We start from the raw sequence: 13,226 nt of genomic DNA on the forward strand, positions 1-13,226 counted from the left end.
TCACCCGACGCGCCGCAGGCCCGCCTCGTACAGCTTGCCGCGCACCACGGCGCGCAGTACTTCGCGGAACGACGCACCGCCGGCCTGGCGCCCCTCCTTCGTCCACGCCACGAAGAACCCGGCGACCTGGCGCCAGTGCTTGCGGCCGGCCTGCACCGGGGCGTCGTTGAGCACACAGCGGGCGTCGATCAGGTACGGCCGGGGTGCGCCGATGGCCTCGGTGAACGCGGCCCGGAACTCACCCAGGGTGTGCACGCGCCGCGACGCGACGCCGACGGACGCGGCGTAGTCCGCGAAGTTGATGTCCGGGATCGCCGAACCGCGGTCCGGCCAGCCCATGATTTCGCTTTCGTACTTGATCGCCGCCAGCGCCAGATTGTTGACGACGACGAACACCACCGGCTTGGTGAGCCCCACTGCCGACCGGATCTGGCTGAGCGTCACCGAGGTGCCGCCGTCACCGGCCACCGCCACCGCCAGCTGGGTTTCGGTGTTGCGCGCCACCGTGATCGCCGCAGGCACCGCAAATCCCATGGTGCCGAAGGACGCTGACCAGATGCTGCGCGTCATCGCGGTGATGTAGCGGTACACCCACAGCGTATTGACGCCGACATCCGCGCACACCGTGGCCGAGCCACCGAAGCGGGCCAGTTCCTCGTTGATCGCCTTGGTCAGTGCGGACGCCCGCAGTGGAGCACGCTCGGCGCGCCGACGACGCCGACGGATGCGCGGCTTGCGTTGTGGCCGTTGGTGGTTGGTAGCCTCCCCGCGTAGCGCACCGACCAGTGCCTCCAACGTGGCCATGGCGTCACCGAGGACGCAGACGTCCTGCTCGCCGAGGCGCAGCATCGCGTTCGGATCGACATTCACCACCACGGTTCGACCGGTAGCGCCCAGATCGAAAGCCGAACCCCGATTCGAAACCCCGACCAGCAGCAGCACATCGGCCTGGGCGACGTCGCGGAATGCCCGCAGGTCGCCGGATCCGCCGACCCGTCCCGGCGTGCGCAGTGCCGGGTCGTCGACCACCGAATCGCCACCCATCGTCAGGTGCACCGAGCAGCCCAGCGCCCCGGACAGCGCGGTCAGTAACTCCGCACAGCCCGCCGCGCCGCGACCCGCGACGATGGCCACCCGCTGTGCGTCGCGCAGTGCAGCAATCGCCGCGGCGAGCGCGGATTCGTCGGGCGCGGTGGGCCGCAACGGCACTGATTCGACTGGGGCAGCGCCGGTTTCGTGCCATTCCGCAGCGAGCGCGGCGGCCCGCACCTGCAGGTGCACCACGCCGGTGCCGGAGTCCGCTGTAGTAGCACATGCCCGCCGCACTATGGCTGCGGCCGTCGCCGGATTGTCGATGACGTAGCGCGCGACACTGACCTCGTCGAGCACCCGGCCCGCATCGACCAGCCACTCCTCGGTTTCCACCGTGGTGACCAGGATTCGGGCGTGGTCGAGCGCCGCGTCATAGATGCCGTTGAGCTGCAACAGCAGCGCCGGACCGGTGGCCGCGACGGTCCCGGCTGACGGGCTGCCGGCCTTGCGCAGGGCGGACGCGCTCATCGACGGCGCCTGGGCGTTGGCGCTGCGCTGTGCGCTGCCGAACGCGGGCAGCAGCGGCGCGCAAAATTCGCTGATCTGCACCGGTGCAGCCAGATTCGCCGCCAGACTGGCGGCCAGTGACCGCTCGCCGGGGCGCGGCGGCCGATCCGGCGGGCGGGTCTCCCGAACTGCCGCAGTGATGCCGCCGGGCAATGAGAACGCCTGGCCTAGCAGCGATATCCCGGCCAGATTCGCAGGGGCGTCGGTGCAGACCACGTCGAGATCGGCACCGGCCAGGCTGGACAGATCCGGGGCGAACTGGCTCAGTTGCGCACGGTCGGTGACCACCTTGCACCGCGACCGGCCGGCCAGCGCCGCGCCGATACCCAGGGGTAGGGCGGCACCGGGAATGCCTGCCAGGCTGGATGATCCAGCCACGTCGGCCAGGTCGGTGAACACTGATTCGGGGGCGGTGGCGGCGTCGTCGTCCGGTGCAGGTTCCGATTCCAGGAGGGTATTCAGGGTGGCTGCGACGTCGCAGACGATCTGACGGGTGTAGGGCATCTGCTTGGCCGTGAAACGCCGGTCGGTCAGTTCCAACAGGTTCGCGTGCGCTTGCACGCGCCGGCGCAGCAACGGACTCGATCGCCCCAGCACCAGCACGTCTCCGGACGGGATCACACCGGCATCCCGCACGTCATGTAACGGACAGCCCAGTCGTACCGAAAGCTGTTGGGCCAGTTCGTCATAGGTGGCGTCCGGGCAGGACCGCAGGATGGCCAGGTCGTCGGATTCCAGGAACTCGGCGATCGAGCTGAACTCCTCCTTGCTCGGCAGGGCCGGTGCCGGCGGCCGCGGAACGAAAAGGCTCGTGTTGTCGGCGGCGATCGGCGCGTAGAGCACGTCCCCGGGGATCGCGACGTGACAGGCGGTGGACTCGTGTACGGCCAGCACCGCGGAGCGGGCGAATCGCTCGAATTGACTGGCCGCATGGATCTGCACCGAGGACGAGGTGCAGCACCTGAACAGCGCCTCGGAGTCGATCTCCTGGAACGAGTCCCGGCCGATGCTGGCCACCGGAACCTGACCGGTGATGGCCAGCAACGGAACCCGGCTCACGAAGGCCTCGTAGGCTCCGGCCACCAGGTTGGTCGCGCCGGGCCCGGCGGTGCCGAAGCACACGCCCAGCCGGCCGGATGCCTTGGCGTACCCCACCGCCATCAGTGCCGCGGCGGTCTCGTGGCGGGTGGTGACGACCCGGATCTCGGTGCGCTTGCTCGCCGCATGGACCAGCGAGTTCACCGACTCCGCCGGCATGCCGAAGAGGTATTCCACGCCGAGGGCGATCAGATAGTCCACCAGCTCGTCGGCGAAGCGTTGCCGCCCGAGCGCATTGGAGAACAGGTGCCGGTTATGCATGGATCCGGCTGTGTTCGGTCAGACAATGGATCACGGCGTCCACGGATGCGCCGGATTGAACGGTGATCCGCACCCCCAGCCCGGGATACTCGCGCACCAGGATGCCGTCGCTGAGTGCCCGCTGAAACAGGGCGTGCGCATCCGGCGCAGGTACCCATACGAAGTTGCCCTGCGACCGCGTCCCGCAGTGCAGGTTGTGACGAATCAGGAACTCTTCCAACCTGTTCCGGTCCTCGATGACGCCGGCCACCCGGCGCTGCAGCTGGTGTTGATGTCGCAGCGACTCTGCGGCCGCGGTGATGCCGATCGAGTTCACCGAGTATGTCGGGACGGCGTTCCGGGCGCGCGCGGCCAGGGCGGCGCTGCTGAACACGCCGTATCCGATCCGCAGCCCGGCCAGTCCGTAGGCCTTGGAGAAGCTGCGCAGCACCACCACGTCGTCCGGACCGCTCACCAGGCGCCGCACCGCGTCGTCCGGCAACGTCTCGTCGAACTCTGCGTACGCCTGATCGACCACCAGCAGCACGGTTTCGGGCAGCGCGTCGCGCAGCGCGGTCAGGTCGGTCACGCTCACCGTGGCGCCGGTCGGGCTGTGCGGCGCGCCGACGATCACCTGACGGGTCGACGCATCGGCGCGCGACAAGATGCCCTGCAGCGATTGGTTTCCCGGCGGGTCGCTGGCCACCCCGGCCGGGACACCGCCGGCCCGCGACACCAGCACCGCGTATTCGTCGAAGGCCGGTAGCCCGAAGACCGTCGACCCCCGTACCGGTGCGGCGTGCAGGACGGCGTCCAGGACGCCGACGCTGCCGGGACCGATGACGACCCGGTCTCGCGAAACTCCGTGTAGGGCACTGATCTCCGCGGTCAGTTCGGCGACATGGTGATTGTGGGGGTAGTGGCAGAGGGTGGCCGCACTGCTGGACAGGATCTCCCGCACCTCCGGGAGCGGGTCAAACGCCAACTCGTTGCGGGACAGGTCGAACCTGATCCGCAGCGGGTTCCTGGCGTGGTCGTGCATCGAAATGCGCTTGGCCCTCATGGCAATTCGAAGTCTTCGGCTCGTCTGGTATCCAGACGCAACCGGTCGGTGATCAGCATGACCGCGAATCCGGCAACCACCACCGCGACCGACACCACCGAGATCCGCTCGATCAGGATGAGAGTCGACAGATAGCCCACCGAGACGAACATGTCGTCGCGCAGCATGTCGTTGGACGACTTCTGGTCAACCGTGCGCACCAGGCGCCACGCCTGGATGCACGACACCGGAAGCCAGATCAGGGCAATCAGGTACGTGGGAGCCAGGAAGCCGAGCACAACCGGAACCACGACGGCGGCATACACCAGTACCGTCGCCACCGCGGCGATCAACGCGGCACGGTGTCTGGTGGCGCTCAACGTCGCCGAGGTGGTGACGTGGACTCGTTTGTCCCCTTCGTAATCGGGCACGTTCTTGGTCAGGCCTTTGGCGCAGAACCAGACGAACAGGTACAGGGCCAGCGCGCAGTACTGCGGATCGGTCAGCACGTCCCATCTCAGATCGGAGGCCAGCACCGCGCTCACATACGGATAGGCCACCGCATTGGCGAAGTACAGGATCCCGATCCGTGCCCGCGCCTTCATCCGCAGCGGCCGGAATGAATACTGTTGGCAGCCAATCAAAGCCAGCAGGGTCAAGCCGGCGAACCACGGATTCACCAGCAACGAGAGCGCAAAGTTGAACACGGCCAGCAGGTGGGTGTGGCGCAGCAGCCGGTCCCGGCCGTACCGGCTGAGTTCGTACACCCGCGACGGGATGTTCTCGTTGTCCTCCGCGATGTCGGTGTAGATGTTGTACAGGTTCGCGATCGCCGCGATGTGGTAGGACACCACCATTCCGACGACCAGGGCCAGCGAACTCACCTCGCCGGCAACGACACTGGCCAGATAGAAACCCAACATGCCCGGAATGCACGTCCGGGGCCGGGAGAACGCGACGAACTGCGCGATCCGCCAGCTGGCCGGCGCGGCGATACCCGGCGAGGTGCGCACCAGTTCCAGCCGTTGCTCGCTGGGCAGTTCCAGGAATGGGCGGGTGTCGGTCTTCAGTTGACGCTCCTCCATGGCCTACTCCACTTCCAATGCGTCCACGATTGTCGATTTCGCGGCGCGAGACGCGGGGAGCAAAGCCCCGCTCCAACAAAGAATCACCGCCACTGCGACGGTGAGTAAGTCCAGCGGCGAGAACGAATACCGCACCGTGATGGCGGTGACCGAACTCATGATCAGGGTGCCCAGCCGGTGCACCACCACGCTGGTCAGCATCCCGATCACGCCGCCCAGTAGCGCGATGCTGGTCGATTCGACCAGGATCGACTTGGTGATGTAGTTGCGTGACGCGCCCATCGCGCGCAGCACGCCGATCTCCCGCTTACGTTCGATCACCGAGATCATGAATGCGTTGAACAGCGCCATCGCGGCCAATAACGCCACGATCCATTGCACGAAGACCGCCAACGACCCGATTTGAGCGACCGCGCCTTTACCTGAGTCGACGGCGTCCTGGCCGCTGAACGCATACAAACCCGTTGCCGCAGCGATCTTTTCGAGCCTGTCCAGGGCAGCTGGGGCGTTCTTCGGGTTGTCGACGTGGACTTCCAGGTAGGTGGCACCGTCGCGCTGGAACCACGTCTTCATGTGCGTCAGCGACATCGCGATCATGCCGCGTTCGGTGGTGAGGTAGTCCACGATGCCGAGGATTTGCACGGTCTGCTCACCGGACGGGGTGCTCAACGTCAGCTGGTCCCCGACCCCACGGTGCAGGTGCCGGGCCAGCTGCCGGGAGACCACCACACCCGCACCGGCTTCGACCTCGGCCCGCACCGACGGCGGCATGGCGGCGAAGGCGGGCGTCACTGTCTGCGGATCGGAGCCCACCACCAGAACCCGGTCGCTGCCGACGTTGACGAACGCGTACTGGACCGGCCTGACGGCGACCACACCCGGGATCGCCCGCACCTGCTCGTCCGTCCCCGCCGGGATCAGCGGGCTGATCGGCACCACTTCCTTGGACGTCGCGGACAGGTACATGTCCGCACCGGCGAGGGAGGAGAAGGCGTTGCCGGTGGAGTCGACCACGTCGGTCAACACGCCGCTGGTCACGCTGCCCAGCGCCACCGCGATTGTGACGATCATCAGACTCGCCCAGGTCCGTTTGGCGGCCGCCGTCATCGTCGACCTGCTGACCTGCCCGCTCGGCCCCATCAGCGCCGCGATCCGGCTGGCCAGCGCCACCAGCGTCGGCCCCAGCGCCCAGCACAGAATCAGGACCCCCAGTAGCACCAAAATGCCTCCGGCGAAAGTCTTTTCATCGTGCAGGCGCAGCGCGATGAAGAACGCCGCGAACATCAGCAGCGCACCGACCACCACCCCGAGCCAGTGCGGTCGGGTCCGATCGGTGCCCAGGCTCTCCAGTTCCACCGGCCGCATCGCCGCGATGGGTGACGCCCGGAACACCACCATCGCCGGCCAGGCGGCGCCCAAGACGCAAGCGACGACGCCCACCGTCACCACCACCGCGATCGCGGTGCCGGGAAAGAAATAGTCCGGCTTGACGTCGACGGACTGCAGCATCAGCGGCGGCAGCCGCTTGATTGCGAGGTAGCTCATGGCCGCGCCCAGCGGTGCCCCCAGCAGGCCGCCGAGTAGCCCCAGCAGGGACACCTCGAGCAGCAGGTCCCTGGCCAGTTGCCCCCGCTCGGCGCCCAGGGCCCGCAGCGTGGCGATCATCGGACGACGTTGCACCACAGCCATATTCATGGTGTTGAAGACGATGAACATCGCCACTACCAGCGCGATCGATCCGACCAGCAGCAGGGTGTCGCGGGTGAGCGAGACGGAGTTGTCGGTCTGGGCGACCCGGAACTGCGGTTCGGCGACCACCGCACGGTGGTCGACCACCCGCACCAGATCGGCACCCAGGGATTTCAGATCGACCCCGGGCTTGGCCACCACGAACACCGAACTCACCCGACCGGGCTGATGTAACAGCTGCTGCGCCAACGGCAACGGGACGATCAGGTAATCGCCCGCGTTGTATTTCTCGGCAAGCTCACCCGTGGGTACGAACACCACGTTGACGCGGGTGTTGTTGACTTCCACCGATCCGCCGGGACCGGTGCCCAGGCCCGGGCCGGCGATCGCCCCGCCGGCCAGCTTGTCCTTGTCGGCCTGCTGCACCAGCTCGTTGCCCACCCTGTTGTCCAGCACCCGGATGCTGGGGCTGACCCCCAAAAGCGTTGTGCCGGAACGCGGAGCGTTGACTGTCGCCTTCACGATCGGTTCGGCGGCGGCCACCCCGTCGACGCTGCGCAACTCGGCGACCAACGATTCGGGCATTCCGCTGTCGGCGGCACCGGTGACCTCGAAAGCCGCTCTGCCGTAGAGGTCTTCGGCCATCGTCGCCACCGATTCGGTCATCGAGGTGTAGATGCCGGCGATGGCCACCAGCAGCGCGGTCGCGATCATCACGGCTGCCACGCAGCTCAGCGATCGCTTCCAGTGCGCGATCGCGTAGCGCAGATTGAGCAGCCTGAACCGGACGGCGGGGGCGATCATGGGTCTTCGACGACTTTGCCGTCGCGCATGACGATTTCGCGATCGGCGGCGGCCGCGATCGACGGGTCGTGCGTGACCATGATCACCGAGCAGTCGCCGTCGTCGGCGATTTTGCGGAGCAGCGTAAGAATGTTCTTGCCGGACTCTGAGTCCAGGTTCCCGGTCGGCTCGTCGGCCAGCACCACGCCCGGCTTCATGATCAGCGCGCGGGCGATGGCGACGCGCTGCATCTGGCCACCGGACAGCTGCGAAGGCTTGTGGTCGATGCGGTCGCCGAGGCCGACCATCTCCAGCAACTCGCAGGCGTCCCGGCGGGCGAGCTTCATCGACGACCCGTCCAGCACCCGGGGCATCGCCACGTTCTCCCAGGCGGTCAGGGTGGGCAGCAGGTTGAAGAACTGAAAGATGAAGGAGACCCTGCGCCGGCGGTACTCGGACTGTTCGTCGTCGCTCTTCTGGGACAGTTCTTCGCCGTCGACCTTGATCGAACCCTGGTCGGGGCGGTCGATCCCGCCGATCAGGTGCAATAGGGTGCTCTTGCCCGACCCGGACTGTCCGGTGATGGCGACCAGCTTCTCGTTGCCCAACGACAGGGTGACATCGTCGACCGCTTTGACCAGCTCCTGACCCCGCTGATAAGTCCTGCTCACAGCAGTGATCTCGATCAGCATGAGGAAGCCCCTGGGCGCTAGCGGTGCACAGACTGAGTGCAGGACAGGCTAACCTTACACACCGTCAATTTCTTACGCGGGCGTTTCCCATTCCTGCAGCCGGCTGGTGCGACGGCTGAAAATCCAGTTTGGCGCCAGGGTCAGGCCTGTCTCGCGCGCCCAGACCAGCAGCGGATGACCCCACTGGCCGGCGACGCCGATGCTGCGTGATTCCCGCGCAATGCGCTGGGTGCGCGGGCGGCGCACCCGGTCGTACTCCCGTAACGCCGCGCTCAGGTCGCGGTGCCTGGCGATCAGGGCGCACAGCGTGGCGGCGTCCTCCAGGGCCTGATTGGCGCCTTGGCCGAGGTTCGGCGACATCGCGTGCGCCGCGTCACCGATCAGCACGGTGTTGCGGTGCACGTAAGACCTCAGGGGGCCATCGAGTTCCTCGCTGTGGGTGTAGTGAACGGCTTCGGGATCTGTCGCGTCGAGCAGCTCGGCGATGGGCTCGTGCCAGCCACCGAACCGGGCCCGGATCTCCTGCAGCGCAGCGACACCGGTTTCGTTGCGGGCGCTGGCCACCACGCCGAACCAGTACACCCGGCCGTCTTTGAGCGGAACCAGGCCGAATCTCTGCCCGGCGCCCCACGTTTCCCCGCCGGCCTCGACGGTTACCGGTCGGGACGTGAGCGCCCGCCACACGCCGTAGCCGCTGCGGCGGGTGGGACGGTCCTGCGGCAGGCTGGCGCGCACGCGGCTGCGGATCCCGTCGGCTCCGATGACCAGGTCGGCGCCGGCGGTCACGTCGCTGTGGTCGGTGTGCACGGCGCCGTCGGTGACCGCGGCGACCCGATGACCCCACTGCACCGTGCCCGCGGCGAGGCCGGCGAGCAGGGTGGCGTGCAATTCGGTGCGGTCCACGGCGCGCAGGTTCGCATACGTGGCCGGGGCGAAGGTGACCAGGAAGCGGCCGTTCGGCTTGCGGATTCCGGACCGGGTGTACGGGGGCGCGTCGGCGCAGATCGCCCGGACGGCCGGGCCGAGGCCGAGTTGGTCCAGCGCGCGAAACCCGTTGCCGAACAAGGACAATCCGGCCCGCGGCGGTTGGGAATCGGACGACCGTTCCAGCACGGTCGTGTCCCATCCCGCCTGTTGCAGTCCGTTGGCGACCGCGAGCCCTGCGATCCCGGCGCCGACCACGACAGCTTTCATGCGCCGAAAGCGTAGTCAGGAACGGTTCGGTTCCCAGGAGTCGGTCGGATAGGCGCAGAACAGCGCGACGCCGTCGGGCGATTGGGCAGCGACGGGGCCACCGGTGTCGTCGGGGAACGCGGTGTGAACTTCCGCGACGCACTTCGCCCCGATTTGCCGCACTCCGAGCAGTGTCCCGGCGTTCGCCCACACTCCGGATCTGCATCTGAGAACTTTGCCATTGGCGTCCCAGCCGAAGATGTAGCGCCCGGTGTTCGAGTAGCACGGCTGGCCCAGGACGGCATTGTCCGCCATGTTGGGGACGGGTTGGCTGCCCGGATCGGCGGTGGCCGGGGTTGCCAGGACGGTACCGGCCGCGATTGCGACGGCAGCTGCGACCGCGCCTTTCATAGGCGTTGACGTTAGCTGGACGCGGGCCGCTACACCAGGGCCGATCTGTGCTACTATCGAACATATGTGCGAATACGCCCAATCGGAGGTTACCGCCGCGGAGAAGTTGGCGCGCTTTGACCGGTCGATGGGGGCGGCGTTCGCGCACCGGGAGGGCCTGATAGCGACCACTCCGGCGGCCACGAGTTGGATGAGTCGTATCCAGGAGTCGGGTCGGGTGGCCAACCAGGGCGAGGCTGCGCAGTTGATGGCGATCTGGGAATTGTTCAGCTACCGGCTTTCGCGCAGTGCTGACACCGAAGACTGGGCGATGGACACCATGGCAGCCGTGGCCGCCGAGGTCGCAGCGGGCCTCAAGATCAGCCAGTCCTGGGCCGCGGGCAAGGTCCACTACGCCCGCGCGATGCGCGAACGCCTGCCCCGCACTGCGGCGTTGTTCTGCAGCGGGGACATCGACATCTCGGCGTTCACCACCGTCGTCTCTCGCACCGATTTGATCGTGGAACCACAGGTGCTCGCCCGGGTTGATGCACTGGTCGCGGCCCAGATCCTGCGCTGGCCCTCCCTGACCACCTGGCGGCTGTCAGCCCAAGTCGACAAAATCGTGACCCGCATCGACATCGACGCCGTGCGGCGCCGCAAGAAACGCCGCCAGGATCGCGACATCTCGATCGGCGACGACTGCGACGGGATCTGTGAGATCCGAGGGCAGTTAGCCAGCACGGATGCGCACGCCCTGGACAGCCGGCTGACGAAACTGGCGGCCACCGTCTGCCCGCACGACCCGCGCACCCGTGAACAACGCCGCGCCGACGCGGTCGGCGCGTTAGCCGCCGGCGCCGACCGGCTGAGCTGTCGCTGCGCGCGGCCGGACTGCACCGCCGCCGACCGCAAACCGGCTTCCCCGGCGGTGATCCATCTCATCGCCGAGCACGCCACTCTCACCGGCCACAACGACGCCCCGGCCGTACAGATCGGCGCTGAGGGACTCGTCACCGCGGAACTACTGCGAGAACTGGCCCAGACAGCCACGCTGACACCGCTGACACACCCGGGCTGCTGCGACCCCGAACCCCGCTACACACCGTCCAAAACCCTGGCCGACTTCGTCCGCGCCCGAGACCTGACTTGCCGCTGGCCCGGCTGCGACGTCCCCGCCACCGATTGCGACCTCGATCACAGCATCCCCTACAGCCAGGGTGGTCCCACCCACGCCGCCAACCTCAAGTGCTACTGCCGTCAGCATCATCTGGTAAAGACGTTCTGGGGCTGGACCGACACACAACTCGCCGACGCCACCCTGATACTCACCTCCCCCGCCGGGGACATCTATGTCACCACCCCCGGCAGCGCGCTGCTGTTCCCCAGCTTGTGCGCTCCGGTCGGGGGAATGCCCACCCCCGACACCACACCGCCAAACGACCCCTGCGGCGACCGGACCGCGATGATGCCCAAACGCCGCCGCACCCGCGCGCAAAACCGCACCGCCCGCGTCGCCGCCGAACGACGCCAGAACCACCAAGCCCGCACCCAAGCCCGCCAAGCAGTGGTCACCGGCTGGTGGACCGAGGACAACCCACCACCCAACCCAGACGACGACCCCCCACCGTTCTAGGTGGGCCAGGAACTCGCGTTCGTCCGGAAGTTCGCGTTCGGACCAGAGCAGAAATCCGAGTTGGTTCCGGCCAGCAGCACGAAATAGCCCTCGCCGCGCTTGATGTCGCTGTACGGGGGATAACTCCACCCGCTGTTGCACATCGACGTCGGCGTGCCTACCGTCGCCCGGCGCCAACTCGACTTTGCGCACGCTGTCAGGGCTTCGATATTGGTGACGCCACTCTTGGCGATGACCAGCATGCCGCCACCCCATTGCCCGTCGTTGCGGCGGTAGGCGCGTGCTCCGAACCCGGTCCCGTTCACCTGGCACCCCAACGCCCGCTGCAACGGCTGGAACACCGTCGCAACGTCGCGATTCGCGACACCGGCTGCGGCCGTGATGAATTGGGCTGCGTCGGAGCCGTCGACCTCTTGGATGTTGGCATCGCGAAAGCTGAAGAGCTGCTGCGCGATTGCCGCGTTGGCACCGCCACCCACCACGGGACCGCTGCCGGTGGACGTCATCGCGGGCAGCGCGGCATCGGCGTGCGCTGCCGGCGCCAAAGCCAGCGACAACGCAACGGCAATCAGAACGCGAAACGCGACCATCATCGGAATGCTCCCAGACCGGTGAACGCCTGGCCCAGGACCAGCTGGTGCATCTCGGGGGTGCCCTCGTAGGTCAGCACCGACTCCAGGTTCACCATGTGCCGGATCACCGGGTACTCCAGCGATATGCCGTTGCCACCCAATATCGTTCGCGCTGTCCGGCAGATCTCGATGGCCTCTCGGGTGTTGTTCAGCTTGCCGAAGCTCACCTGATCGGGCCGCAGACCCACACTGTCCTTGAGCCGGCCCAGGTGCAGCGACAGCAATTGCCCCTTGTGCAATTCCACCGCCATGTCGACCAACTTTGCCTGCGTCAGCTGGAATCCGGCAATCGGCCGGTCGAACTGAGTGCGTTGCAGGGCATAGTCCAGCGCGGCCTGCCACGCCGAGCGGGCCGCACCCATCGAGCCCCACACAATCCCGTACCGCGCCTCCGACAGACATGCCAGCGGGCCCTTCAACCCGGTGGCGTCGGGCAGCATCGCCGACGCCGGCAACCGCACGTCGTCCAGCACCAGCTCGCTGGTGATCGAGGCGCGCAGCGACAACTTGTGGTGGATGGTGTTGGCGGAGAAACCGCGGGTCTCGGCCGGCACCAAGAACCCGCGAATCCCGTCGTCGGTGGCGGCCCACACCACCGCGACGTCAGCGATCGAGCCGTTGGTGATCCACATCTTGCGGCCGTTGAGCACCCAGTCCGACCCGTCGCGGCGCGCCCGGGTCTTCATCGCGGCCGGGTCGGAGCCGGCATCGGGTTCGGTCAACCCGAAACAGCCGATCAGCTCCCCGGCCGCCATGCCGGGCAACCACTGTTGCTTCTGCTCCTCCGAGCCGTTGTTCCAGATCGCGAACATCGCCAGCGACCCCTGCACCGACACCAGCGACCGGATGCCGGAGTCGGCCGCCTCCAGTTCCAGGCAGGCCAGCCCGTAGTGCACCGCCGACGCCCCGCCACAGCCGTAACCGTCCAGGTGCATCCCCAGCAGGCCCAATTCGCCGAACTGCTTGGCCAGTTCCCGCGCCACCGGCAGGTCGCCGTCCTCGAACCACCCGGCCACGTGCGGGGTCACGTGCTCGGCGCAGAACGCGCGGACCGTGTCCCGCACGGCTATCTCGTCGCTGGACAGGGATGCGTCCAGCCCCAGCGGGTCGGTGGGATCAAAGGTCGGCGGCGCGTCGGTGTTCATGCCTCAATCCTGCCCGGGACCG

10 protein-coding genes are annotated in these 13,226 nt (G+C 67.5%); 1 reads left to right on the plus strand and 9 read right to left on the minus strand.

Translation table 11 applies throughout. The features are described from left to right. The 7 genes from ACZYZ9_RS07090 to ACZYZ9_RS07120 form a co-directional block, all read right to left on the minus strand. Nucleotides 1–2,958: a thiamine pyrophosphate-binding protein gene (locus ACZYZ9_RS07090; protein ID WP_463825534.1), complete on the minus strand. Its 2,958-nt coding sequence runs from the start codon at nt 2,956–2,958 to the stop codon at nt 1–3. Next, nucleotides 2,951–4,000, minus strand: a complete 1,050-nt coding sequence (locus tag ACZYZ9_RS07095; RefSeq protein WP_463825535.1) for a pyridoxal phosphate-dependent aminotransferase — start codon at nt 3,998–4,000, stop codon at nt 2,951–2,953. Before ACZYZ9_RS07095 ends, ACZYZ9_RS07090 begins: the two co-directional genes overlap by 8 nt. Further along, entirely contained in the window at nt 3,997–5,064 is a 1,068-nt protein-coding gene (locus tag ACZYZ9_RS07100) for a UbiA family prenyltransferase (RefSeq protein WP_463825536.1), read from the minus strand. Before ACZYZ9_RS07100 ends, ACZYZ9_RS07095 begins: the two co-directional genes overlap by 4 nt. 3 nt (nt 5,065–5,067) lie before the next feature. After that, the gene (locus ACZYZ9_RS07105; RefSeq protein ID WP_463825537.1) at nt 5,068–7,557 is read right to left on the minus strand and encodes an ABC transporter permease; all 2,490 of its coding nucleotides are present in this window, start codon (nt 7,555–7,557) and stop codon (nt 5,068–5,070) included. Further along, entirely contained in the window at nt 7,554–8,228 is a 675-nt protein-coding gene (locus ACZYZ9_RS07110) for an ABC transporter ATP-binding protein (RefSeq protein WP_463825538.1), read from the minus strand. The genes ACZYZ9_RS07105 and ACZYZ9_RS07110 overlap by 4 nt, the downstream gene beginning before the upstream one ends. 72 nt (nt 8,229–8,300) lie before the next feature. Next, the gene (locus tag ACZYZ9_RS07115) at nt 8,301–9,422 is read right to left on the minus strand and encodes an FAD-dependent monooxygenase (protein ID WP_463825539.1); all 1,122 of its coding nucleotides are present in this window, start codon (nt 9,420–9,422) and stop codon (nt 8,301–8,303) included. A 15-nt stretch (nt 9,423–9,437) separates the two neighbouring features. After that, nucleotides 9,438–9,812, minus strand: coding sequence for a hypothetical protein (locus ACZYZ9_RS07120; RefSeq protein WP_463825540.1), 375 nt, complete (start codon nt 9,810–9,812; stop codon nt 9,438–9,440). A 64-nt stretch (nt 9,813–9,876) separates the two neighbouring features. Here ACZYZ9_RS07120 and ACZYZ9_RS07125 point away from each other — a divergent pair, with 64 nt between their 5' ends. After that, nucleotides 9,877–11,427 carry an HNH endonuclease signature motif containing protein gene (locus ACZYZ9_RS07125; protein ID WP_463825541.1) on the plus strand — a complete coding sequence of 517 codons (1,551 nt, stop codon included), beginning with the start codon at nt 9,877–9,879 and terminating at the stop codon, nt 11,425–11,427. Here ACZYZ9_RS07125 and ACZYZ9_RS07130 read toward each other — a convergent pair. Next, nucleotides 11,424–12,020: a hypothetical protein gene (locus ACZYZ9_RS07130; protein ID WP_463825542.1), complete on the minus strand. Its 597-nt coding sequence runs from the start codon at nt 12,018–12,020 to the stop codon at nt 11,424–11,426. The two genes, ACZYZ9_RS07125 and ACZYZ9_RS07130, sit on opposite strands and share 4 nt — an antisense overlap. Beyond that, nucleotides 12,017–13,204: an acyl-CoA dehydrogenase gene (locus ACZYZ9_RS07135; protein WP_463825543.1), complete on the minus strand. Its 1,188-nt coding sequence runs from the start codon at nt 13,202–13,204 to the stop codon at nt 12,017–12,019. Before ACZYZ9_RS07135 ends, ACZYZ9_RS07130 begins: the two co-directional genes overlap by 4 nt. Nucleotides 13,205–13,226: the final 22 nt, after the last annotated feature.

The organism is Mycobacterium sp. IDUB_28 (genome assembly GCF_055419285.1).

What these genes read in the sequence shown, in the direction of transcription:
- ACZYZ9_RS07135 (WP_463825543.1), bottom strand. Translation starts at nt 13,204, where the DNA reads ATGAACACCGACGCGCCGCCGACCTTTGATCCCACCGACCCGCTGGGG.
- ACZYZ9_RS07090 (WP_463825534.1), bottom strand. Translation starts at nt 2,958, where the DNA reads ATGCATAACCGGCACCTGTTCTCCAATGCGCTCGGGCGGCAACGCTTC.
- ACZYZ9_RS07100 (WP_463825536.1), bottom strand. Translation starts at nt 5,064, where the DNA reads ATGGAGGAGCGTCAACTGAAGACCGACACCCGCCCATTCCTGGAACTG.
- ACZYZ9_RS07110 (WP_463825538.1), bottom strand. Translation starts at nt 8,228, where the DNA reads ATGCTGATCGAGATCACTGCTGTGAGCAGGACTTATCAGCGGGGTCAG.
- ACZYZ9_RS07105 (WP_463825537.1), bottom strand. Translation starts at nt 7,557, where the DNA reads ATGATCGCCCCCGCCGTCCGGTTCAGGCTGCTCAATCTGCGCTACGCG.
- ACZYZ9_RS07115 (WP_463825539.1), bottom strand. Translation starts at nt 9,422, where the DNA reads ATGAAAGCTGTCGTGGTCGGCGCCGGGATCGCAGGGCTCGCGGTCGCC.
- ACZYZ9_RS07120 (WP_463825540.1), bottom strand. Translation starts at nt 9,812, where the DNA reads ATGAAAGGCGCGGTCGCAGCTGCCGTCGCAATCGCGGCCGGTACCGTC.
- ACZYZ9_RS07095 (WP_463825535.1), bottom strand. Translation starts at nt 4,000, where the DNA reads ATGAGGGCCAAGCGCATTTCGATGCACGACCACGCCAGGAACCCGCTG.
- ACZYZ9_RS07130 (WP_463825542.1), bottom strand. Translation starts at nt 12,020, where the DNA reads ATGATGGTCGCGTTTCGCGTTCTGATTGCCGTTGCGTTGTCGCTGGCT.
- ACZYZ9_RS07125 (WP_463825541.1), top strand. Translation starts at nt 9,877, where the DNA reads ATGTGCGAATACGCCCAATCGGAGGTTACCGCCGCGGAGAAGTTGGCG.